The following is a 23,039-nucleotide window of genomic DNA, read 5'->3' as shown; positions in this document are numbered from 1 at the left end:
CTTCCGGCTTCTCGTAGCCAGCCAGCAGCTTTTCTATGATCTCGTCGTCAATTGGCATTCCGTGGTCTCCTTGTGAAACAGGATCCCACGGGGCCGCTCATTTACACAAAAGATCTGACACCCTCCCTGTCGCCGGCGGAGACGGTGAACGGGATCACCGTCGGCGCCTTAAACCATGATGACGTGCCCGCCAATGCCCCCATGCCCGGCGGGTCCTTGTTCTTTGCCTATCCGGGCATCCCCTTGTCAAACCCGTCAAGCCGGCTGGGACCGGGCTTCAGCAATGCCACCAAGCCCGACATCCTGATGCCTGGAGGACGTGAGCACTTGTTGGTCATCCCCAAAAGCGACGTTGGTGCAAGGCCGAGCCGCCCCATGGCCGCGTTCGGCCTGAAGGTCGCCGCCCCACCGACCGGTCCCAACCTGGCAGCCGTTGGCGCGTCCGGCGCCACCAGCGGCGCAACAGCCCTGGCATCGCGAACCGCGCACCGCATCCATGATGCCCTTGAGGCAACCTATGGCGCCGCCTTCCTGCGACTGTCCAGACGACAGCGCGCCTTGGTCTTGAAGGCCCTCCTGGTCCACCCGGCCGATTGGGATGACGCGGCTGCGGCCTATATCAAGGGTGTCGTCGGGCCGGCGGACAATCGGCAGCACATAAGACAGAAGGACAATATCCGCCGTTACCTCGGCTATGGCGCCGTTGACCCCGATGTCGCGGTCGCCTGTGCAGCGGATCGTGCCACCTTCTGGGCAACCGGGGAGATCGGGCCGGAACAGGCCCTGCGTGTCGAGGTGCCGATCCCCGCCTGTATTGGCGGCAAAGCCCTGCCCCACGCACTGTCAGCCACCCTGGCATGGTTCGCCCCCATCCGGCCGGGGACCCAGCGTTACCGGGCCGTCCGATTGCGCATCGTGAAACCGGAAGACCTGGGCTCCCTCGCCCTGGCCGCGGATAGCAGCCAGCCCGATGACAACCAAGCCCACCGTGGCACCACGATATCCCGTTGGTGGACCGGCGTCAGGGCACCGGCGGTCACCCCAGACATGACCTGCCCCATCGTCATCCAGCGCGAACCGGACCTGCCGGGGTTCGAGGATGATCCGATCCCGTTCGGCATGGCCGTGACCCTCCAGATGCCGGGCGTCGTGCAAATCTATGAGCAGATCAGGCAGCGGCTTGGCGTCCGTGCGCCTGTTCCTGCATCATGACGGCGGGAGATCATCTCTGACCCCAAGGAGCCACCATGCCAGCCACGCCCGTTGCCACCGTCCGCCTGCGTTTGCCGCCGCGCCGGGGGCTGACGGCGGAGAAGGATGTGCGCATGGATCTGTCGATGGTCGAGCCGGTGGGACAGACCTTGTTCGTCGCCTCCGACGAGACGGCCACCATCGAGCGGCTGCACAGCGGCGATGGCGGCCGCAGCTATGGCGGCCACCGGCCGGAGCGGCTGTCGGCCTTCTTCGACCTGCCGGTGACGCCGGAGGAGGATGCACCGCCGGGGCAGGGGGACGGGCATGGCGAGGTGGATATCGAGGGCGCCTGCTATGACGACAGCACCGGCTATTTCTGGGTCACCGGCTCCATGAGCCGGGCGCGGCGCAAGCCGAAGCCGGACGAGCATGACGGTCCCGCCTGCCTGGAGCGGCTGACCACGGTGCGCGAGGACCCCAACCGCTTCCTGCTGGGCCGTATCCCCTGTGCCCCGGTGCCCTGCACCCCGATGGACACCGACGGGGTCAGGGAGGCCGGGCATGATCTGGTGCGCAAGGCCGTCATCGCCGGGCGGAAGCGCCGGGCCGCCTGCCTGAAACTGTCGGCCAAGGGCGGCAATGCCCTGACCAAGGCGCTGCGCCGGGACGTGCATCTGGGCCGCTTCCTGGAAGTGCCGGCCAAGGAGAACGGCTTCGACGTGGAGGGGCTGGCCGCCCGCGGCGACCGGCTGTGGCTGGGCTGCCGCGGGCCGGTGCTGCGCGGCTGGGCCACGCTGCTGGATCTGGTTGTGGCGGAGGGTGGGAAGGGCCGGCTGACGCTGACGCCCGTCGGCCCGGACGATCAGCCCTACCGCAAGCATTTCCTCGATCTGGACGGGCTGGGCATCCGCGACCTCAAGCTGTGCGGGGACGACCTGCTGATCCTGGCCGGTCCGACCATGGATCTTGACGGGCCGGTGTCACTCTGGCGCTGGCCGGGGGCCGTGCGGGCGACGGAGGAGCAGGTGCTGCCGCGCAGCCGGCTGCACCGGATCATGGAGCTGCCCTATGGGCGGGGCGAGGACCATGCCGAGGGCATCGCCCTGCTGCCCGGCGCGGATGGCCGGGTGCGGCTGCTGGTGGCTTATGACAGCCCGGCACCGGCACGGCTGCACGGGGCGGAGGGGGTGGATCTGGACCTGTTCGATCTGGACCTGTCGGACGGGTGACCTGTCGGGCGGGTGAGCGGTCGGGCGCCAGTCTGCCGGATGGGTGCGGCGCCCCGCCGCCGGCCGGTCTGGCCGTGGCTCAGAGGCGGATGGTGGCGGACGGCGAGGCGGCGGGCGTCGTCGTGGTGGTCGCCACGGTCGGCGTGTTCGGCCCGGCCTTGGCGTGGCGCAGGGGGGCGGAGACGACGGCGGCGGCGAACAGGCCGAGCAGCAGCAGCGCCTGGACGATCAGGGTGGTGCGGTGCTTGGTCATGACGGGTCTCCCATCTGTTCAACGGCAAGTTGGCCAGATGCCTGTGTCGAAAACATGTCCGGCACGGGGCCGGATATGTCCGGATTGTAATCGGCTCTGGCTGTTGCCATTGCGCAACATTGCCGGTGGGGCGCTGGCCGGCGCCGTGCTGCTGTTACGGATGAACGGCGGCGATCCTGGCGGCCAGGGCGATTTTTTGGTCCGCCCCGGCCCGGACGACCAGAATTTCGCCCTCCGATGGCACAAGGCCGGTCAGGGCGGTGATATTGACCTGGTGTGTGACAAGGACCAGCGCTCCCGGCCCTTTCCAGCCCCCGACAAGGTCACGCAGGGCGGCGGTCCGCTCCGGCGCGCTGGCCTGGTCGCCGAAGAGGCTGTCCAGGGCCGGAAAGGGCTCCACCGTGCCGAAGGCCAGCCGGGCCGTGTCCAGACAGCGGCACCAGCGGCTGGACAGCACGCGGCCCACCGCGATGCCTTCCTCCCGCAGGCGGCGGCCCAGCGCCCGGGCCTGGGCCTCGCCGTCGGGGGAGAGGCGGCGCTGGGTGGCGCAGTCCGTCAGCAGGAATCCGGGCGGATCACCGATGCCGGGGGCGCGGGCATGGCGGATCAGGGCCACAGCCCCATCGCGGCGCAGGGCATCCCAGCCCGCCCTGTCCGCCGTTTCCGCCAGGGCGGGGCCGGACAGGAGGCCGGACAGGAGGACGGGCAGGGCGAACAGGAGCAGGCGGTGCGGCATGGCGGACCCTCCCCGGCACGGGTGCCGTCAGCCATATGGGTCAGGCCGCGCGCAGGACCAGGGCGAAGGCGCCGCCGTCGCAGAACCGGGCCAGGGCCGACAGCGCCCGCACCAGCGGCGTAGGCGGCGGGCCGGGTTCCGCCGGGATCTCCGGCACCCAGGGCAGGGGATGCAGCCCCTGCGCCACCAGCCCCTGGCCGGCGGCCAGCAGGCGCAGGCTGCCGGGCGTGATGACGGCCGGACGGCGGATGCCCGCGCACCAGCGCGACCACAGCACGGCCGGATGGCTGTCGTCGGTGGCGAACAGAACCAGCCGGCCATTGTCGGCCAGCCGCAGCCGGGCCGCCCGCAGCACGCCGCCCAGGTCGGCCCGGGGCTGGGCACCGGGCGCCATCGCCGCCCGCAGCAGGATGAGGTCGAAGCGTGCCGGCACCGGCGTCGGCACGCGGAAGGCGATGGCGGTGCCGACTCCGAACTGGAGATTGCCGGCCGCGCAGGTGCGGGCGGCCAGCCGGGCCAGCTGCACGCCGCCAGCCGCGGCATCGACCCCGACCCCGACCCCGATCCGTGGCGCCAGCGCCAGCAGATCGGCCCCGAGACCGCAACCGAGATCCAGCACCGTCGGCCGGCCGTCGCGGCAGAACTCCGCCAGCAGCGCCTGACGGGCGGCGAAGGCGCGGGCCGCCGGATCGCGCTCATGGCCACGGACCCGGCCGGGGGCCGCGGGCGTTGCAGCAGGGGGGTGGCGGGGCGGGGCGAGCGTCATGCTTCGAGAACAAAGGGCAGCCTGCCACGGTTCCGCCACAGACCGCCGCTCCTCCGGGGACTTCTACCACCGTCCGCGCTCTGCTAGACCAGGGGTGGACTCCACGCGCTCAGGGAACGCCATGACCACAGCCCGCCCCGATCCCGCCGCCGCCACCCTGCTGGAGGATCTCATCCGCCGTGCCCGCGCCGCCGGGGCCGATGCCGCCGACGCGCTGCTGGTGGACAGCGCCGCTCTGTCGCTGTCCATGCGGCTGGGCCAGCCCGAGGGGCTGGAGCGCTCCGAATCCGGCGATCTGGGCCTGCGGGTCTTCGTCGGCAAGCGTATGGCCGTGGTCTCCTCCACCGACCGCAGCCCGGCCATGCTGGACGAGCTGGCGCAGCGGGCCGTGGCCATGGCCCGGCTGGTGCCGGAGGACCCGTTCTCCGGCATCGCCGATGCCGACGCCATCACCCGCGACTGGCCCGACCTGGATCTGTGCGACGGGGAGGAGCCGACGGCCGAGGCGCTGATCGATGCCGCCCGCCGCACCGAGGCGGCGGCCCGCGCCGTGCCGGGGGTCAGCAATTCCGACGGCGCCGACGGCAGCTGGAGCCGCAGCCGGCTGACCCTGGCCGCCAGCAATGGCTTCGTCGGCGGCTACAGCATCAGCCGGCGTTCGCTGTCGGTGTCGGTGCTGGCCGGCAGCGGCACGGCCATGGAGCGGGATTACGACTATCACTCCACCGTCTATGGCAGCGATCTGGACGCGCCGGAGCTGATCGGCCGCCGGGCCGGCGAGCGGGTGGTGCGCAAGCTGAACCCGCGCAAGGTCAAGACCCAGTCGGTGCCGGTGGTGTTCGATCCGCGCCTGTCCGGCGGGCTGCTGGGGCATCTGTTCGGCGCCATTTCCGGCGCCGCCATCGCCCGCGGCACCAGCTTCCTCAAGGACCGGCTGGGCGAGCCGGTGTTCGCGCCGGGCATCACCGTGATCGACGACCCGTTCGTGCGGCGCGGCCTGCGTTCGCGCCCCTTCGATGCCGAGGGCCTTCAGGCCAGGCGCCGCGCCATCATCGAGGATGGGCGGCTGACCACCTGGCTGCTGGATCTGCGCTCGGCCCGGCAGCTGGGCCTGGCCAGCACCGGCCACGCCTCACGCGGGACCGGCGGGCCGCCGGCCCCGAATCCGACCAATGTGCATCTGGCGCCGGGGGCGCTGACGCCGGCGGCGCTGATGGCCGACATCCGCCAGGGCTTCTATGTCACCGCCCTGATGGGGCAGGGGGTGAACGGCGTCACCGGCGACTATTCCCGTGGCGCCGCCGGCTTCTGGATCGAGGACGGGCAGATCGCCTATCCCGTCAGCGAGGTCACCATCGCCGGCAACCTCAAGGACATGTTCCGCGCCCTGGTCCCGGCCGACGATCTGGCCCACCGCTACGGCGTGGACGCTCCCACCGTGCGCATCGACGGCATGACGGTGGCCGGCGCGTAACAGCCGGGACGGAACCGCCCTGTTCCCGGCCGGATCTGCGGCGGGAAACAGGGCGGTTCCATGGTTCAGGCCGCGGGCCGGTCGCTGGAGCGGATCTCCGCCGCTGCCCGGTCGAGCACGGCCAGCACTTCGGCGCTGCACTGGTCCAGCCGCGCCAGATCCGCCAGCATGGCGGTCTGGTCACCGTTGCGGACGTGGGCCACGGCGTCACGGGCCGACTGGTGGACGCCACGGTGGGGCGAGTCGATCTCCGCCAGAGTCCGCATCCCGGCCCTCTGCTCCGCCCCCAACCCGGCCAGCCAGCGGCCCAGCCGGCACTGGGTGTGGTCGACCAGGATCGATTCGTCCGGCGGCACCCGGCCATAGGCCACGTCTGTCACCCGCTTCTTGAAGGCGATGTGGTCGTTCTTGGCCACCAGCAGCATGGCGCCCGAGGTTCCCAGCTTGGCGAAGGCGCCGACCTCGGTATTGAGCGAGTCGGCCGTGCTGTCCATGGCCGTCATGGCCTCGGCGATGTGGCGGTCGGTCTGCCGCGACAGATCGGCGATGCCGGCGGTGCTGCGTGCCACCTCGTCGGCGGCGATGGCCTGCTGGGCCAGAACGCCGGCCATCTCCGACATGCCGGTGGCCACGGCGCCCACCGTCTCGCCGAGTTGACCGAGCTGGCCCTTCAGCGCGTCCACCGACTGGCGCCCGTCCTCGGCCGCACCGGCGCCTGCGTTGAGTTGGCCGACCACGGCGGTGATTTCCCGATGCAGGTCGGCGATGCGGCTGCGCACATCCTCGGTGGCCCGGGAGGTCTGGTTGGCCAGGGTCTTGACCTCCGAGGCGACGACGGCGAAGCCCTTGCCGGCTTCCCCGGCCCGCGCCGCCTCGATGGTGGCGTTCAGCGCCAGCAGGTTGGTCTGCTTGGCGATGCTGTCGATCTCATCGACGATACCGTTGATGCGGTCGGACACCGCCACCAGGCTTTCCGCCTGACCGGCCGTGGATTTCACATTGGCGAACAGGCGTTCCAGCTTGTCGGATGCCGTATCCGCCGCGGCCAGACCGGCCCGCACTGCGTCGCCGGCCGCCTGGGCATCGCCGGCCGCCTTGTCGGAATGCTGCGAGATCTGGCGCACGCCGGTGGTGAATTCCTCCACCGCGGCGGCCATGTCGCGGGACCGGGCGCCGGCTTCCCCGACCTCGGCCGCCATCTTGATCAGGATGACGATGCTCTCATTGACCTGGATGGCGGCGCTGACCACGCCGCGCAGATGCTGCTCGACCTCGCCGCGGATGTTCGTTTCCTGCGTCTCGAGAATCCGGGTCCGGGACTCCAGGGCGGTTTCGCTGTCGGCGATGGCTTGGGCCCGCTGGCGCAGCCGGTCGAGAGACCGGGCGATGCCGCCGATCTCGTCGCCCCGCTCCAGGCCGGGAATGGCGGTTTCAAAGGCACGGTCGGCGATGGCCCCCATGGCCTGACGCAGCCCCCGCAGCGGGCCGACCAGCTGGCGGGCCAGCAGCAGTCCGGCCAGGGAGCTGAGCAGGATTGCGGCACCCAGGGACCACAGCGTCCGCGCCAGGGCTGCCGACCGCTGCGCCGTTTCTGCCGACAGGTCGGCGGCGATGACGGCCAGGGCCACCGGTCTGCCGGAATAGTCGCGCAGCGGCTGCACCGACAGGGCCAGATCCCGCCCGTCCACCTGCACGGTGCGGAGCGGCAGGGCGGTGGTCAGGGCCTGCTGCAACTCGGCCGCGGTCGGCAGCACCTGGGCCGGCAGGGTGGAGGCCACCGGCTTGACGCCGTCGGGTGTGGACATCAGCACGGCCGCCCGGTAGCCGGTGTCGGCCAGAAAGGCATCGACCAGCGGTGCTCCCAACGAGGCGCCGAACTCGACCGAGCCGATGGAGCGGCCCTGCTGCAGCATCGGCACCACCCCGCGGATGCCCAGGCCGGCAACCCCGGCCTCGATACCCGACACGGCGATGCCCTGGCTGTTGGCGGCCACCACCGTGTGGCGGAAGGCCGACAGGTCGTCACCATATTTGCCGGGCTGGTGCAGCCGCAGCAGCGAGGTGGCGGGCGGCGTATGGAACTGGAACTGATCCATGGCCGTCTGCGCCTTCACCTGCTCGAAAACGGGGCCGAACAGCCTCAGCAGCCCCGGACGGTCACCGGCGGCCACGCCATCGCGGGCGGCCGGCAGTTCGGCCACCAGACGGGCCAGCGACACGGCCCGGCCGGCTTCCATGGCGATGCGGTCACGCAGTTGGGTATGGGCCTGGGATAGCTTGTCGGTGGCGGCCTTGCGGTTGGCATCATCCAGATGGTTCCAGGTCGGAACCGCCACGATCACGCCTGCTGATGCCGAGACGATGATGAAGGCCGCCATGACCTTCATCACGATTCCCATCCTGTTGAGCATGCTCTCCCCCTCTTGATTATCCATTCCGGCCCTGATGCGCCTGGGTTGGTTGCCCACTTGGGATGGAGTCTTTCGGGGAACCGGCTGGGGGGCGATGACCTTCGTCAAATCACAGCAGGCAAGGCAGAAAAATACATAGGAATGCTTGGTCTCCGATGAGCCCGGGCTGCAAGCAAAGGCGAACGCTCAACCGCTCCGCCGGAAGATTGGATTTTATTGTTCAGTCCCGATCTCTGGCCGGGGGATGCGCGGAAGGCGCCGAAGCCTGTGCGACGGGCGGGGAATGTCTGGACTGCGGCGGTGGTGAATTCCGCCACCGCCGCAGCCGGATCATGGTGGGGGCGGTGGCGGCTGTGCCTCGGTCCGCCGCCTCGGCCCACGGCCTCGGTCAGGTCGACGGATAGGGGTCGACCACCGTGCCCGTTGTATAATCGAACTGCTGCATGGCCTTGCCATGCAGCGGCACCGACAGCTGGTCGCTGAGGAAGGTGTCGTTCGGGCGCCGGATCTTGATGGCGCTCGTGCTCTGCCAGATGAGGAAGAAGGAATTGGCCGGCACCTGGACCGACATGCTCTCGGTCACGGATTCGGAGAAGATGTCGGTGCTGGCGAACTGGAGCGCGAAGGAGACGGAGAGGGACACCGACAGGGTGACGGATTCGCTCTCGACCGGGGTGCTTTCCTTGCCTTTGTCACTGCCGGACAGCTGCACCCCCACATTGGCGCTCCATTGCGAGGAGGTCTGCTGGCTGACGCCGGTGGTGATGCTGTAGGTCTTGGTCGGCGAGGCGGTGGACTGGTTGTCCCACTGTCCGACCTGCTGGAAGGAGTCGTAGCGCTCGATCCGGTAGACGGGGTTGGCCAGCTTCCAGTCCATGGCGTAACCGTCATTGGTGTCGGTGACCGCGGTGAAGGGCACCTCGATGCTATAGGCCCGGACCTCGACCGCCGACACGACGGGATCGGTCGGCCCCGTCATCGCGGGCGGGGTCGCCGCCGTTCCACTGGCATGGATCGTCAGCGGCAGCAGCAGGACCGGCGTGGGGACAATGGGGTCGTTATAGGTGCTGTTGGCCACGAACACACCTGGCGACAGGGCCAGATAGGTGCCGGAGGCGACCTGGGTGGACTGGCCGGCCGGCGGCGGCAACACCGCATAGCAGGCAAGGTCGCCGAAGGTGGAACCGGTGCCCTGGTCGTCCCAGATCTGGACGGACTGGCCGATGGTGGGCGCCAGATCGGCCCGAACGCAGAGATAATCCTGGATGTTGGGCGCGGAATAGTCCCCGGTGTTGTTGAAGACGGCTCCCAGGGCCACATAGCCATCCGGCGCCTGCATGGTCCAGCAGGCCCCGTTGCCGGGGTGGTACCCTGTCGACTTGTCGGTCCAGAGCAGGGCGAATCCCGTGGGGTTGGCGAAGGGCGGCAGGGCGGTCCCGTCCGTCGTCATCTGGGCGCACAGGACGGCGCGATTGCCATTGGGATCGTTGGTGCTGCCGTGGCAGAAACTGCCGAAGACCTGGAACCCGCTCGGCGGCACGGGTTTCCAGAAGGACCCTGCATTGTCGGCGCCGTAATGGATCGAGTCCGTCGACCAGAGCTTATCGAAGGTGCTGGTATAACAGAAGATCAGGCCGCCCATCGTGAACGAGGCCGGCGTCAGTCCGTCGGACATCTGTCTCTCCCTTTTGGACAGGTTCGGGAGCGGACATATTGTTCGCTCCTATCGCAACGGAATGACGATATGCAGCTTATAGAATTAATACAACGGCATTATGCCCGCATTGGTCGCAAGTCTCATGCATCCGGTCTGACGGCGGCCGGCGCCCCGGCCCAGCACCCGCACAGGTGGCGGGCCTGAATCAAGAGGGCCGGCGCGCCGGAGCGCGCCCCCGGGCGGCGGCGCCCGATCAGGCGGCCCTGGTCCCGCCCACGGTCAGCCCGTCGATGCGCAGGGTGGGCTGTCCCACACCCACAGGCACGCCCTGGCCCTGCTTGCCGCAGGTGCCGATGCCAGGGTCCATGGCGCTGTCATTGCCGATCATGGTGACCTTGGTCAGCGAATCCGGCCCGTTGCCGATCAGGGTGGCGCCCTTGACCGCCGGCCCCAGCTTGCCGTCCTCGATGAGATAGGCCTCGCTGGCGCTGAAGACGAACTTGCCGGAGACGATGTCCACCTGCCCGCCACCGAAATTGGCGGCGTAGAGGCCCCGCTTGACCGAGGCGATGATCTCCTCCCGCGGGGTGGAGCCGCTGCGCATGACGGTGTTGGTCATGCGCGGCATCGGCATGTGGGCGAAGCTCTGGCGCCGTCCGTTGCCGGTGGGGCGCACGCCCATCAGCCGGGCGTTCAGCCGGTCCTGCATGTAACCGACCAGGATGCCGTCCTCGATCAGGGTGGTGCAGGAGGTGGGCGTGCCCTCGTCATCCACGGTCAGGCTGCCGCGGCGGCCCTCGATGGTGCCGTCGTCGACCACGGTGACGCCGGGGGCGGCCACGCGCTGGCCCAGCAGGCCGGAGAAGGCCGAGGTCTTCTTGCGGTTGAAGTCGCCCTCCAGCCCATGGCCGATGGCCTCGTGCAGGAGGATGCCGCACCAGCCCGAGCCCAGCACCACCGGCATCTCCCCGGCCGGGGCGTCGATGGCGGACAGGTTGATCAGGGCGCCGCGCAGCGCCTCGTCCACATAACCCTGCCAGACCGCGGGATCGAGGAACTCCTGATAGGTGCGGCGGCCGCCGCCGCCATAGCTGCCGCTTTCCATGCGGTCGCCCTCGCCGACGACGACACTGACATTGAGCCGGACCAGGGGCCGGATGTCGGCTACGCGGGTGCCGTCGGCGCGCACGATCTGCACCGCCTGCCATTCGCCGGCCAGCGAGGCAGAGACCTGACGGATGCGGGGATCCCGGGCGCGGGCATAGGCGTCGATCTCGGCCAGCAGTTTGACCTTGGCCTCGAATGGCACCAGCGTCAGGGGATTGTCGCTGGCATAGAGCTGGCGGTTGGTGCCCTGGGGGGCCGCGGCCAGCACCCCGCTGTGGCCGCCATGGACGGCACGGACCGTATCGGCTGCCCGGCGGATGGCGTCTTCCGACAGGGTGGAGGCATGGGCGTAGCCGGAGGCCTCCCCGGCCACGGCCCGCAGACCGAAGCCCTGGGTTGTGTCGAAGCTGGCGCTCTTCAGCTTGCCATCGTCCCAGGCGAAGCTCTCGGACTGGGCATATTCCAGGAACAACTCGCCATCGTCGGTGTTGCGCAGGGCATCGGCGATGATCGATTCGGTGCGGCTCCGGTCCAGTCCGGCCCGCGTGAAGAACAGGTCGTCGGTCTGGGCGAGGGTGCTCATGCTGGTCTCCGGACGGGCTGCGGCAACGGACTGTGACAACGGACTGCCGCGCTGATGGGCGGCAGAGGTGATTGACTACAGAATGGACATGCGCCGGGCTGGCGGCAACCACTCCTGCGGCGATCCCCAGCCCGGCGGCATATTCCGGACATCCGGTGGCCTCTTGGCTGCCTGCAGGCAAGGTGCGACAATCGGAAGCAGGCCCCGCCCGAAACATGCCGCTGTCCCTGCCGGAAAAGCACCAATCTTTACCTGGGCAAACAGTGTGGGCTATGATCCATATCCTGGTCGGCTGCCGAAATTGCGGTCGATCATATTGTGTAGCGGTCCGTTACAGGTATAGTTTTTGTTTTACCCGTAACGATCGGGTGGGGTGCAGCCCCTGCACGCCGGTTCCCGCCTCTGCCGGCGGGACAGCGGTGCGGGGACGGCGGCCAGAACGGACGGAAACCGGCCAGGGTCCGGCCAGAGAAGGGGACGGCCAAGTCCCCGCCAACGAAGAGAATGGTGTAGGGATGTCCAAATCATCGATCTTCGCCAAGATGGGCGCCGCCATTTCGGCCTTCGGCCTGACCCTGGCGGTCAATGCCGCCATGGCGCAGAGCACGCCGCCCATCGTGGGCGCGCCCAAGGACTGGCAGCTGGGTCTGCAGGAGGCGGCCTCCCCGGTGAAGGAGCGGTTGGACTCCTTCCACGATCTGCTGCTGTGGATCATCGCCGGCATCGTGCTGTTCGTGCTGGCACTGCTGGTCTACGTCATGCTCCGCTTCAACCGCCGGGCCAATCCGACCCCGTCCACCACCACGCACCATACCTGGCTGGAGATCGCCTGGACCGGCATTCCCGTGCTGATCCTGCTGGTGATCGCGGTGCCGTCCTTCCGTGTGCTCTATTACATGGAGAAGGCGCCGAACCCCGAACTGACCGTGAAGATCACGGGGCACCAATGGTACTGGAGCTTCGAATATCCCGACCATGAGGGGCTGGCCTTCGACGCCCGCATGCTGGAGGACGAGGAGGCCAAGGCCAAAGGCGAGCCGCGGCTGCTGGCGGTGGACAACCGCATCGTCGTGCCGGTGGGCGCGCAGGTGCGGGTGCTGGTCACCGGCGCCGACGTCATCCATTCCTTCGCCATTCCCGCCCTGGGCGTGAAAAAGGATGCCGTGCCCGGCCGCCTCAACGAGACCTGGTTCCAGGCGGAGCGCGAGGGTCTCTATTACGGCCAGTGCTCGGAGATCTGCGGCACCGGCCACGGTTACATGCCCATCGCCATCGAGGCCGTGCCGCGTGAGCGCTTCGACCAATGGCTGGCCCAGACCAAGCAGGCCATGAATTCCAACGGGACGACTTCCAACGGGGCGCAGCCGAGCCAGGTGGCGCAGACCACCAGCCCGTGATGCTGTGACGAGAGGGTGAGACAATGGGTGCTGTCAGCGGGGCGCACGCCGCCCACGATCACAAGCCGGGCTTCGTGAAGCGGTGGCTGTTTTCGACCAACCATAAAGACATCGGGACGCTCTACTTCTTCTTCTCGGTCATCGCCGGCCTGATCGGCGGCCTGTTCTCCGTGGTCATGCGCATGGAGCTGCAGGAGCCGGGCATCCAGATCATGAACGCCCTGTCAGCCGACCCAGGCCAGCAGTGGAACGTGCTGATCACGGCCCATGGGCTGATCATGGTGTTCTTCGTGGTCATGCCGGCGCTGATCGGCGGCTTCGGCAACTGGTTCGTGCCGCTGATGATCGGCGCGCCGGACATGGCCTTCCCGCGCCTGAACAACATCAGCTTCTGGCTGATCGTGCCGGCCTTCCTGCTGCTGCTGGGCTCCGCTTTCGTCGGCACCGGCGCCGGCACCGGCTGGACCGTCTATCCGCCGTTGTCCAGCGCGCTGGGCCATAGCGGTCCGTCGGTGGACATGGCCATCTTCGCCCTGCACCTGGCCGGCGCCAGCTCGATCCTGGGCGCGGTGAACTTCATCACCACCATCTTCAACATGCGCGCCCCCGGCATGACGCTGCACAAGATGCCGCTGTTCGCCTGGGCCATGCTGGTGACAGCCTTCCTGCTGCTGCTGTCGGTGCCGGTCCTGGGCGGCGCCATCACCATGCTGCTGACCGACCGCAATTTCGGCACGCACTTCTTCGATCCGGCCGGCGGCGGCGACCCGGTGCTGTTCCAGCACCTGTTCTGGTTCTTCGGCCACCCCGAAGTCTACATCATGATCCTGCCGGCCTTCGGCATCATCAGCCACATCGTCTCCACCTTCAGCCACAAGCCGGTGTTCGGCTATCTCGGCATGGCCTACGCCATGGTGGCCATCGGCGTGGTCGGCTTCATCGTCTGGGCCCACCATATGTTCACGGTGGGTCTGGATGTGGACACCAAGGCCTATTTCACCGCGGCGACCATGATCATCGCCGTGCCCACGGGCGTGAAGATCTTCAGCTGGATCGCCACCATGTGGGGCGGCTCCATCGAGTTCCGCGTGCCCATGGTCTGGGCCATCGGCTTCATCTTCCTGTTCACGCTGGGCGGCGTGACCGGCGTGGTGCTGTCCAACGGCGGCATGGATATCGTGCTGCACGACACCTACTACGTGGTGGCGCACTTCCATTATGTGCTGAGCCTGGGCGCCGTCTTCGCCATCTTTGCCGGCTATTACTACTGGATCGGCAAGATCAGCGGGCGCCAGCATCCGGCCTGGGCGGGGCATCTGCACTTCTGGACCACCTTCGTCGGCGTCAACATGCTGTTCTTCCCCCAGCATTTCCTGGGTCTGGCGGGCATGCCGCGCCGCATGCCGGACTACACCGACGCCTATGCCCACTGGAACATGATCTCCTCCTACGGCGGCTACATCGCCTTCGCCTCCACCCTCTTCTTCTGCGTCATGGCCATCTACACGCTGATCGCCGGACGTCGGGTCGAGGGGGATTACTGGCACACCGGGGGAACGACGCTGGAATGGACGCTGTCCAGCCCGCCGCCCTTCCACCAGTTCGAGACCCTGCCGCGCATCAAGTGAGGCCCGCGCCCAGGGGCGGACGGCGGTCAGACAGGGGGCCGGCTGCGGCCGGTCCCCGCCTTCCAGGCGTGAAGGCCAGCCGTGAAGCCCGCCGTGAAAGAGTACCCCAGAAGCCCCCAGAAGCCGCTGAACCGGCCGGGGCGGGGAACCGATCCAGGGGATGAGAGACACCGGGAATGACCGATGCCACGCTGAATACGGCCCTGACGGGCGACACCGCCACGGTGTGGGACGCCACGGTGCGGGATTATGTGGCCCTGCTGAAGCCGCGGGTGATGTCGCTGGTGGTGTTCTCCGGCCTGGCCGGGCTGGTGGTGGCGCCGGGCCACCTGCATCCCGTGCTGGCCGCCGTGGCCGTGCTCTGCATCGCCGTGGCCGCCGGTGCCGCCGGTGCCATCAACATGTGGTACGACCGCGATATCGACGCGCTGATGGAGCGGACCCGCAACCGCCCCATCGTGCGTGGCCGGGTCAATCCGGACGAGGCGCTGTCCTTCGGCATCGTCCTGTCCATCGGCGCCGTGCTGCTGATGGGGCTGGCGGTCAACTGGGTGGCGGCGGGCCTGCTGGCGCTGGCCAACGGTTTCTATGTCTTCATCTATACCATGTGGCTGAAGCGGCGGACGCCGCAGAACATCGTCATCGGCGGTGCCGCCGGCGCCTTCCCGCCCATGATCGGCTGGGCCGCGGTGACCGGCGATGTCAGCCTGGGCAGCATCGTCCTGTTCGCGCTGATCTTCTTCTGGACGCCGCCGCATTTCTGGGCGCTGGCCCTGTTCCGCAGCGGCGACTACCAGAAGGCCGGGGTGCCCATGCTGCCGGTGGTGGCCGGGGCCGAGGAGACCAAGCGGCAGATGCTGGTCTATACGCTGCTGCTGCTGCCGCTGGCCCTGGCGCCGGTGGCGCTGGGGATCGGCGGGCCGGTCTATCTGCTGACGGCGGCCCTGCTGGGGGCGCTGTTCGTACTCTGCGCCCTGCGCGTGCTGCGCAGCCGTGACGACAAGCCGGCCAAACAGATGTTCGGCTTTTCCATCCTCTACCTGTTCCTGCTGTTCGCCGTGCTGATCGGCGAGCATCTGGCCGTCTGAAGGAACCCGCCCCATGTCCCCGGAACACCCGATCGATACGGACATGCACCGGCGCCGGCGCGGTAAGAATCTGGCCGTGCTGGCGGTGCTGCTGTTCCTGGTCGCCCTGATCTATGTGGTGGCCATGGTCCGCATGAGCGGCGGAGCCCTGCCATGACGGGTCCGGACCGGCTGACCGGGTCCCCCACCGGAACCCCTGCCGGGACCGGCACGGACGGGCAGGGCGGCGGTCGCCGCAACGCCCGCCTTGCCCTGGTGCTGGGCGGTGTCGTGGCCGGCATGGTCGGGCTGTCCTTCGCCGCCGTGCCGCTCTACAGCCTGTTCTGCAAGGTCACCGGCTTCGGCGGCACCACCCAGGTGGCCAGCGCCGTGTCCGAGCGGGTGCTGGAGCGCACTGTGGAGGTGCGGTTCAACGCCGATGTCAATCAGGGGCTGCCCTGGGCCTTCCGGCCGGCGGTGCCATCGATGAGCGTGAAGCTGGGCCAGCCGGCGACCACGGTGTTCCATGCCACCAACCTGTCGGACAAGCCCATCGTCGGCAACGCCGCCTATAACGTCACCCCGGACAAGGCCGGCCTGTATTTCAGCAAGATCCAGTGCTTCTGCTTCACCGAGCAGCGGCTGGAACCGGGCCAGTCCGTGGACATGCCGGTCTATTTCTTCGTCGATCCGTCGCTGGACGACGATGCCAAGATGGCCGACGTGAAGACCATCACCCTGTCCTACACCTTCTTCATGGCCCCGGACCAGACGGCGGCGCTGGCCGTGCCGGTCCGGCCTGTGGCTGGGGCCGGCACGGATGCATCGGCCCAGGCCGCGCATCTGGATGGACGCCCGGGTACGGGGCGGCCGAACTGAGCAGCTGAGCGGACCGGCCCGGCGCGCCGGAACCAACCCAAGAAAAAAGACGTCACACGCGATTTGCGAGGGGAAAAGAGATGGCAGAGGTTCAGGCCCATACCGGCGGCGGTCCCACGGAGGGGATCAAGCAGCCCTATCATCTGGTCGATCCCAGCCCCTGGCCCCTGCTGAGCTCGTTCTCGGCCGGCCTGCTGGCTACCGGGGCCGTGATGTACATGCACGACATGGGCTGGTACCTGCTGGCTGCCGGCTTCGTTGCCATCCTGGGCTGCATGGTCGGCTGGTGGCGCGACGTGGTGAAGGAGTCGGTGGTCCAGAAGGCCCATTCCCCGGTGGTGAAGATCGGGCTGCGCTACGGCATGTCCCTGTTCATCGCCTCGGAGGTGATGTTCTTCGCCGCCTTCTTCTGGGCCTTCTTCGACGCCAGCCTGTTCTACAACGAGCCGATCCAGGTGGACCGCCTGGCCGCCACCGGCGGCGTCTGGCCGCCCAAGGGCATCATCCCGGTCAACCCGTTCGATCTGCCCTTCATGATGACGGTGATCCTGCTGCTGTCGGGCACCACCGTGACCTGGGCTCATCATGCCATCCTGGATGGCGACACCAAGCAGGCCGTGCGGGCGCTGGCCATCACCGTGCTGCTGGGCGTGATCTTCAGTGGCTTCCAGGCCTACGAGTACCACCACGCCGCCTTCGCCTTTAACCAGAACGTCTATTCCTCGGCCTTCTACATGGCCACGGGCTTCCATGGCTTCCATGTGCTGGTGGGCACCATCTTCCTGGCGGTCTGCCTTGTCCGCACGGCCAAGGGCCATTTCACCCCGCAGAGCCATTTCGGCTTCGAGGCGGCGGCCTGGTACTGGCACTTCGTCGATGTGGTCTGGCTGTTCCTGTTCGTCTCCATCTACTGGTGGGGTGGCGGCGGCGCCTGGACGACCGCCGGCCATTGATCCCCGGGGCGCGGCCGGAGCCGGCGGGCGGACAGACCGCCTGCCGGCTTCGGCCCGTCTGTTTTCGGGCTGCCGTTTTTCGGCCATGGTTGGACGTCAGTCTGGGGCATCGTGCCGTCAGGCCCGTGTCCTCCGCCTTCCGTTCTCCGCTGTCCCACCCCGCCCGGTCCTGGATGACGTCGCCCCCCGCCTGCCTGCCGCCGTTGCATCCGGTCCCGCCGGGAGTGGTGTCATGAATGCGCCCGCCGGCCGCCGGCGTTTCCGCCCCACCCTGGGATCGAGCCTGGCGACGCTGCTGGCCCTGACGGTCCTGGTCGGGCTGGGCACCTGGCAGATGCGGCGCCTGGACTGGAAGACGGCGCTGATCACGCGCATCGAGGCCCGCATCCACAGCGCTCCCGAGCCGCTGCCTGCCACCGTCGCCGATCCCGCGGCCTGGGATTACCGCCCGGCCACGGTCACCGGCACCTTCCTGCACGACAGGGAACAGGTCCTGGGACCCCGCACCATGGCCGGCCCGGACGGGCTGGCACGCATGGGCGTGCATGTGCTGACGCCGCTGCAGCGGGCCGATGGCGGCGGCATCGTGCTGGTGGAGCGCGGATGGGTTCCCGCCGAACGGCAGGACCCGGCCAGCCGGGCCGAGGGGCAGGTGGCGGGTCCGGTCACGGTGGCGGGTATCGCCCGCCTGCCCCAGGGCCGGTCCTGGATGCAGCCGGACAACCGGCCGGGGGACCGCTTCTGGTTCTGGTACGATCTGCCGGCCATGGCCGCGGCGGCCGGGGTCGGCGCGGTGCAGCCGGTGATCCTGCAGGCCGGTCCGGCGCCCAATCCCGGCGGGCTGCCGGTGGGGGGGCGCACCGTGGTGCAGATCAAGAACGACCATCTGTCCTATGCCCTGACCTGGTACGGGCTGGCGGCGACCCTGATCGGGGTCTACATCGCCTTCAGCCTCCGCCGCGATCCCGCCTGATCCCGCCGTCATGAGAGCCGCCCCATGAGCAGCCCCGCCTACCGCCGCCTGGAAGCCCGCTTCGCCCGCCGGTCGGCCTTGCAGGGGGCCATGGGCATCCTGACCTGGGACAGCCGCACCATGATGCCGGACACGGCCGGCCCGTCCCGCGCCGAGCAGCTGGCGGCGCTGGAGCATACGGTGCATGGGTTGCTGGTCGATCCCGTGGTCGGCGCGCTGCTGGCCGAGGCCGAGGCGACGGCCCAGGGGGATCTCAGCGACTGGCAGCAGGTCAATCTGCGGGAGATGCGGCGCGAGCATGATCTGGCCAGCGCCCTGCCGGGGGATCTGGTCGAGGCCGAGGCCCGCGCCGTCAGCCACTGCGAGCTGGTCTGGCGCGAGGCCAGGCGCAACAATGATTTCGCCCTGCTGCAACCGTCGCTCCAGGCCGTGCTGGCGATCAAGCGCGAGGTCGGGCAGCGCCGGGCGGCGGTGCTGGGCTGCGGCGCCTATGACGCCCTGCATGACGAGTTCGAGCCGGGCAGCCGCGGGACCGAGTTCGGTCCGCTGTTCGACGCCTATGCCGCCTGGCTGCCGGGCTTCCTGCAGCGGGTCGAGGCCCGGCAGGACGCCGAGCCGGCCCCGCTGCCCATGGACGGGACCTTCCCGGTGGCGGCGCAGCAGGAACTGGCCCTGTCGATCGCCCGGCGCCTGGGCTACCACGGCCGCATCGACCCGACGCTGCACGCCTTCTGCGGCGGCGCCACCGGCGATGTGCGCATCACCAGCCGCTTCGACGAGGCCGACTGGTTCAAGTCACTGAAATCCAGCCTGCATGAGACGGGCCATGCCCTGTACGAGCTGGGCCGGCCGGCGGACTGGGCGGCGCAGCCGGTGGGCCGCGCCCGCGGCCTGGCCGTGCATGAGAGCCAGAGCCTGACCTTCGACATGCAGGTGGGGCGGCATCCCCGTTTTCTGGAGTGGCTGGCCCCGCTGCTGGCCCAGGCCTATGGCCGCTCCGGCCCGGCCTGGACGGCCGACAATCTCAAGCGCCGCTTCCGCCGGGTCGAGCGCAGCTTCATCCGGGTGGATGCCGACGAGGTGACCTATCCCGCCCATGTCATCCTGCGCTGGCGGCTGGAACAGGCCATGATCGAGGGGCGGCTGGATCTGGCCGATCTGCCCGATGCCTGGAACCAGGGATTCCGCGACCTGCTGGGGGTGACGCCGCCCGATCTGGCGCGCGGCTGCCTGCAGGATGTGCACTGGTCCTGCGGCCTGTGGGGCTATTTCCCCACCTACACGCTGGGGGCGATGATGGCGGCGCAGCTGTTCGACGCCGCCCGCCGCGGCCTGCCCGGTCTGGAGGACGATCTGGCCCGCGGCGACTTCGGCCCGCTGGTGGATTGGCTGCGTGCCCATGTCCACCGCTGGGGCCGCTTCCGCTCCAGCCGCGATCTGCTGCTGCAGGCCACCGGCACGCCACTGGACGCCGGCCTGTTCCAGCGGCACCTTGAGACGCGCTATCTGGCCTGAGCCTACGATCGGCCGCAAGGCCGCCCCCGCGGGAGACGATCCGTGTCCGCCTACACCACCCTGGAACGCCGCTTCGCCCGGCAGACGGCGCTGAACGATGCCATCGGCATCCTGGACTGGGACAGCCAGACCACCATGCCCGACGGGGCGGCCGATGGCCGGGCCGGTCAGCTTGCCACGCTGCGGGTGCTGGCCCACGAGGCGGTGACGGCCCCCGACATGCCGGATCTGCTGGCCGCGGCGGAGGCGGAGCTTGCCGGCGGTGGTGGTGACGATTGGCGGCAGGCCAATCTGCGCGAGATGCGGCGGCACTGGGTCCATGCCGCTGCCGTGCCGCCCGCTCTGGTCGAGGCCAGTTCCCGCGCTGTTTCCGCAGCCGAAATGATCTGGCGGACGGCCCGGGCCGACAATGACTTCGCCGCCCTGCTGCCGGCCCTGCGCACGGTGGTGGAGCGCCAGCGCGAGATCGCCGCGGTCAAGGCGGCGGCGCTGGGTGTCGATCCCTATGACGCGCTGCTGGACGAGTACGAGCCCGGCGGACGCGCTGCCCGCATCGACGGCCTGTTCGACAGGCTGGGCACCTTCCTGCCCGATTTCACGGCGGCAGTGCTGGCCCATCAGGCGGCACAGCCGGCCGTTCTGCCGCTGCCCGGCCCCTTTCCGGTGGAGACGCAGCGCCAGCTGGGGCTGGCGCTGATGCGGGCGGTCGGTTTCGATTTCAGCCGCGGCCGGCTGGATGTCAGCCTGCATCCCTTCTGCGGCGGCGCCACCGATGATGTGCGCATCACCACCCGCTATGACGAGGCGGACGCCACCCGCGCCCTGATGGGCGTGCTGCACGAGAGCGGGCACGCCCTCTATGAGCAGGGCAGGCCGCGCGACTGGCTGGCCCAGCCCGTGGGGGCCGCCCGCTCCATGAGCCTGCATGAGAGCCAGAGCCTGCTGATCGAGATGCAGGCGGGCCGGTCCCGCGCCGTCCTGACCTGGCTGGCGCCGCTGCTGCGGCAGGCTTTCGGCGGAACCGGTCCGGCCTGGGAGACCGACAATCTGTACCGGCTCTATACCCGGGTCGAGCGCAGCCTGATCCGGGTCGATGCCGACGAGGTGACCTATCCCGCCCATGTCATCCTGCGCTACCGGCTGGAACGGGCCATGATCGGCGGCGATCTCGATGTGGCCGACCTTCCGGGCGCCTGGGCCGAGGGCATGGACCGGCTGGTGGGCGTGGTGCCGCCGGACGACCGCCAGGGCTGCCTGCAGGACATCCACTGGTCCTGCGGCCTATGGGGCTATTTCCCCACCTACACGTTGGGCGCCATGACGGCGGCCCAGCTGTTCGATGCCGCCCGCCGGGTGCAGCCGGACCTGGAGCCGGCCTTGTCCCGCGGCGATTTCAGCCCGCTGGTGGGCTGGTTGCGCCGGTCGGTCCATGGCTGGGGCAGTCTCCACGACACCGACACCCTGCTGACGCGGGCCACGGGCTCGCCGCTGGACGCCGATATCTATATGGGGCATCTGCGCCGCCGCTATCTTGGCGCAGACTGACCGCTTGCCGATGCGGCCAGATCGGCCAGTGCCGCGGCGACCTCGCCGCGCAGCCAGCTGTGGGCCGGGTCGGCGCTGACCCGGGGATGCCAGCTGATGGCCAGGGTCATGGGCGGGGTCGGGACGGGCAGGGGAAAGGCGGCCACGTCCAGGGACAGCTGCGTTGCCAACAGGGCCGGGGCGGCAGTCACCAGATCGGAACGGGCGACCACGGCCAGGGCCGCCGTGGCGCTGGGGACGGTCAGCAGCACCTGACGGGCCAGCCCGTGGGCGGCCAGGGCCCTATCGATGGGACCCTCGGCCACGCCGCGCCGCGTGGCTGCCACATGGCCGGCGGCAGCGAACACCTCCATCTGCGTCAGCGCGGGCAGCCGGGGATGCCCCGGGCGGGCAAATCCGACCAGTGGCAGGTGCAGCACGGTCCGGGTCACGATTTCCGGAGCCCAATCGTCTCCGCGGGCGCCGATGTCCAGATCGATGCGGCCGTCGCGCAGCGCGTCGCTCTGCTCCTCGCCTTCGGGCAGCAGGCACAGGCGGACACCGGGGGCCTGGGCTGCGATGCGCTCCAGCAGGGGGGGAGCCAGCACCGCCGCCAGATCCTCGCTCGCCCGCAGGGTGAAACGCCGGTCGAGCCGGGCCGGGCTGAAGCTGTCCGGCGTCAGCACAGCGCGGGCCTCGGCCACCAGGGCGGCCACCCGTGGCTTCAGGGCCAGGGCGCGCGGCGTTGCCACCAGCCCGCGGCCGGCCCGGACCAGCAGCGGATCGCCGATAGCCAGACGCAGCCTGGCCAGGGTCCGGCTCATGGCCGGCACGCTGCGGCCCAGCCGTTCGGCGGCCATGGTCACGCTCTCCGTCTCGATCAGCAGGTCGAGGGCGGTCAGCAGGCCGAGGTCGATCAGTTGCAGATTACGCAAACAAAGATACCGATCATCTCAATTTCCGCAATCGAGGCTAGGCGGGAGGATGGGGCGCGTCAAGACAACGGAGTTTCCCCCATGTCCACCCTGCATATGCCCCGCTTCCGCGCGCTGCTGGAGCGCCTCTATGCCGCCGCTGCCGCCCGCGATGGCGCCATTATGCCCGCGATCATTGCTGATGCCCGCCAGCGCGGGATTACCGATGATGCCGTGCTGGCCCCCGCGCTGGATAAGGCCTTCCTGGCCGTTGCGCCGGAGGTGGGGCGCCTGCTGTATCAGCTGGTGCGGCTGCGCCGTCCCACCCTGGTGGTGGAGTTCGGCACCTCCTTCGGGCTGGCGGCCCTGCATATCGCGGCCGCCCTGCGTGACAATGGCAGCGGGTGGCTGATCAGCGGCGAGATGGAACCCGGCAAGGTGGCGGCGGCCCGCCGCCATCTGGCCGAGGCCGGACTCGAGCATCTGGTGGAGGTGCGCCAGGGCGACGCGCGGGAGACATTGGCCGGGATCGACGGCATCGACCTGCTGTGGCTGGACGGGTGGAAGACCCTGTACCTGTCGCTGCTGCGGCAACTGGAGCCGGCCTTGTCCCCCGGTGCCCTGGTGGTGGCCGACAATCTGACCCTTCTGCCGGAGAAGATGGCCCCCTATCTGGCCCATGTGCGCAATCCGGCCAACGGCTATGTCTCGACCATGCTGCCGCTGCATGACGGGCTGGAACTCTCGCTCCGGGATGCGGCGGGGAGATGCTGATCCCG

Annotated in this window: 20 protein-coding genes; 13 read left to right on the top strand and 7 right to left on the bottom strand. The window is 69.3% G+C overall.

Translation table 11 applies throughout. The features are described 5' to 3' along the window. The first annotated feature begins 72 nt into the window (after window positions 1-72). A complete protein-coding gene (locus DK368_RS10945; RefSeq protein WP_338045699.1) occupies window positions 73-1,212 on the top strand; it encodes a S8 family serine peptidase in 1,140 nt (379 codons plus the stop codon). A 35-nt stretch (window positions 1,213-1,247) separates the two neighbouring features. Then, window positions 1,248-2,423: a DUF3616 domain-containing protein gene (locus DK368_RS10940; protein WP_114393977.1), complete on the top strand. Its 1,176-nt coding sequence runs from the start codon at window positions 1,248-1,250 to the stop codon at window positions 2,421-2,423. A 79-nt stretch (window positions 2,424-2,502) separates the two neighbouring features. Here DK368_RS10940 and DK368_RS21375 read toward each other — a convergent pair whose 3' ends face one another. From DK368_RS21375 to DK368_RS10925, 3 genes are all read right to left on the bottom strand, one after another. Then, the gene (locus DK368_RS21375) at window positions 2,503-2,676 is read right to left on the bottom strand and encodes a hypothetical protein (RefSeq protein WP_155524547.1); all 174 of its coding nucleotides are present in this window, start codon (window positions 2,674-2,676) and stop codon (window positions 2,503-2,505) included. A 154-nt stretch (window positions 2,677-2,830) separates the two neighbouring features. Further along, window positions 2,831-3,412 carry a histidine phosphatase family protein gene (locus DK368_RS10930; RefSeq protein WP_114393976.1) on the bottom strand — a complete coding sequence of 194 codons (582 nt, stop codon included), beginning with the start codon at window positions 3,410-3,412 and terminating at the stop codon, window positions 2,831-2,833. Between the two features lie 40 nt (window positions 3,413-3,452). Next, entirely contained in the window at window positions 3,453-4,178 is a 726-nt protein-coding gene (locus DK368_RS10925) for a class I SAM-dependent methyltransferase (RefSeq protein ID WP_114393975.1), read from the bottom strand. A 121-nt stretch (window positions 4,179-4,299) separates the two neighbouring features. Here DK368_RS10925 and DK368_RS10920 point away from each other — a divergent pair, with 121 nt between their 5' ends. Then, entirely contained in the window at window positions 4,300-5,652 is a 1,353-nt protein-coding gene (locus DK368_RS10920) for a TldD/PmbA family protein (RefSeq protein WP_114393974.1), read from the top strand. 65 nt (window positions 5,653-5,717) lie between these two features. On the opposite strand, the gene DK368_RS10915 is transcribed toward DK368_RS10920, so the two are convergent. From DK368_RS10915 to tldD, 3 genes are all read right to left on the bottom strand, one after another. Continuing rightward, window positions 5,718-8,039, bottom strand: coding sequence for a methyl-accepting chemotaxis protein (locus tag DK368_RS10915; protein ID WP_240002446.1), 2,322 nt, complete (start codon window positions 8,037-8,039; stop codon window positions 5,718-5,720). A gap of 412 nt (window positions 8,040-8,451) precedes the next feature. Then, window positions 8,452-9,738, bottom strand: a complete 1,287-nt coding sequence (locus DK368_RS10910; protein ID WP_114393972.1) for a Vps62-related protein — start codon at window positions 9,736-9,738, stop codon at window positions 8,452-8,454. Between the two features lie 235 nt (window positions 9,739-9,973). Beyond that, window positions 9,974-11,410 carry a metalloprotease TldD gene (gene tldD, locus DK368_RS10905; RefSeq protein ID WP_114393971.1) on the bottom strand — a complete coding sequence of 479 codons (1,437 nt, stop codon included), beginning with the start codon at window positions 11,408-11,410 and terminating at the stop codon, window positions 9,974-9,976. A gap of 515 nt (window positions 11,411-11,925) precedes the next feature. On the opposite strand from tldD, the gene coxB reads away from it, so the two are divergent. The 9 genes from coxB (at window position 11,926) to DK368_RS10865 (ending at window position 21,367) form a co-directional block, all read left to right on the top strand. Further along, complete coding sequence (gene coxB, locus DK368_RS10900; RefSeq protein ID WP_240002441.1) at window positions 11,926-12,807, top strand: cytochrome c oxidase subunit II; 882 nt, start codon at window positions 11,926-11,928, stop codon at window positions 12,805-12,807. A gap of 23 nt (window positions 12,808-12,830) precedes the next feature. Continuing rightward, the gene (ctaD, locus tag DK368_RS10895; RefSeq protein ID WP_114393970.1) at window positions 12,831-14,435 is read left to right on the top strand and encodes a cytochrome c oxidase subunit I; all 1,605 of its coding nucleotides are present in this window, start codon (window positions 12,831-12,833) and stop codon (window positions 14,433-14,435) included. Window positions 14,436-14,611: 176 nt separating this feature from the next. Then, window positions 14,612-15,523, top strand: a complete 912-nt coding sequence (gene cyoE / locus DK368_RS10890; protein ID WP_114393969.1) for a heme o synthase — start codon at window positions 14,612-14,614, stop codon at window positions 15,521-15,523. 13 nt (window positions 15,524-15,536) lie between these two features. After that, window positions 15,537-15,680 (top strand): hypothetical protein, encoded by a 144-nt coding sequence (locus tag DK368_RS21750; RefSeq protein WP_193552280.1) that lies wholly within the window; start codon window positions 15,537-15,539, stop codon window positions 15,678-15,680. Continuing rightward, entirely contained in the window at window positions 15,677-16,381 is a 705-nt protein-coding gene (locus DK368_RS10885; RefSeq protein ID WP_114393968.1) for a cytochrome c oxidase assembly protein, read from the top strand. The genes DK368_RS21750 and DK368_RS10885 overlap by 4 nt, the downstream gene beginning before the upstream one ends. A gap of 80 nt (window positions 16,382-16,461) precedes the next feature. Continuing rightward, entirely contained in the window at window positions 16,462-17,334 is an 873-nt protein-coding gene (locus DK368_RS10880) for a cytochrome c oxidase subunit 3 (RefSeq protein ID WP_114393967.1), read from the top strand. 232 nt (window positions 17,335-17,566) lie between these two features. Further along, window positions 17,567-18,307, top strand: coding sequence for an SURF1 family protein (locus DK368_RS10875; RefSeq protein ID WP_114393966.1), 741 nt, complete (start codon window positions 17,567-17,569; stop codon window positions 18,305-18,307). A 24-nt stretch (window positions 18,308-18,331) separates the two neighbouring features. After that, window positions 18,332-19,822, top strand: coding sequence for a carboxypeptidase M32 (locus DK368_RS10870; RefSeq protein WP_114393965.1), 1,491 nt, complete (start codon window positions 18,332-18,334; stop codon window positions 19,820-19,822). A 42-nt stretch (window positions 19,823-19,864) separates the two neighbouring features. After that, on the top strand, window positions 19,865-21,367 hold the full coding sequence (locus tag DK368_RS10865; RefSeq protein ID WP_114393964.1) for a carboxypeptidase M32: 1,503 nt from the start codon (window positions 19,865-19,867) through the stop codon (window positions 21,365-21,367). On the opposite strand, the gene DK368_RS10860 is transcribed toward DK368_RS10865, so the two are convergent. After that, on the bottom strand, window positions 21,349-22,281 hold the full coding sequence (locus tag DK368_RS10860; protein WP_240002440.1) for a LysR family transcriptional regulator: 933 nt from the start codon (window positions 22,279-22,281) through the stop codon (window positions 21,349-21,351). The two genes, DK368_RS10865 and DK368_RS10860, sit on opposite strands and share 19 nt — an antisense overlap. An 81-nt stretch (window positions 22,282-22,362) precedes the next feature. Between DK368_RS10860 and DK368_RS10855 the strand changes: the two genes are divergently transcribed. Beyond that, window positions 22,363-23,034: an O-methyltransferase gene (locus DK368_RS10855; RefSeq protein WP_114393963.1), complete on the top strand. Its 672-nt coding sequence runs from the start codon at window positions 22,363-22,365 to the stop codon at window positions 23,032-23,034. The last annotated feature ends 5 nt before the right edge of the window (window positions 23,035-23,039 follow it).

The organism is Oleisolibacter albus, assembly GCF_003336875.1.
GTDB lineage: Bacteria > Pseudomonadota > Alphaproteobacteria > Azospirillales > Azospirillaceae > Niveispirillum > Niveispirillum album.
This window is presented reverse-complemented; position numbering and strand designations above follow the sequence as displayed.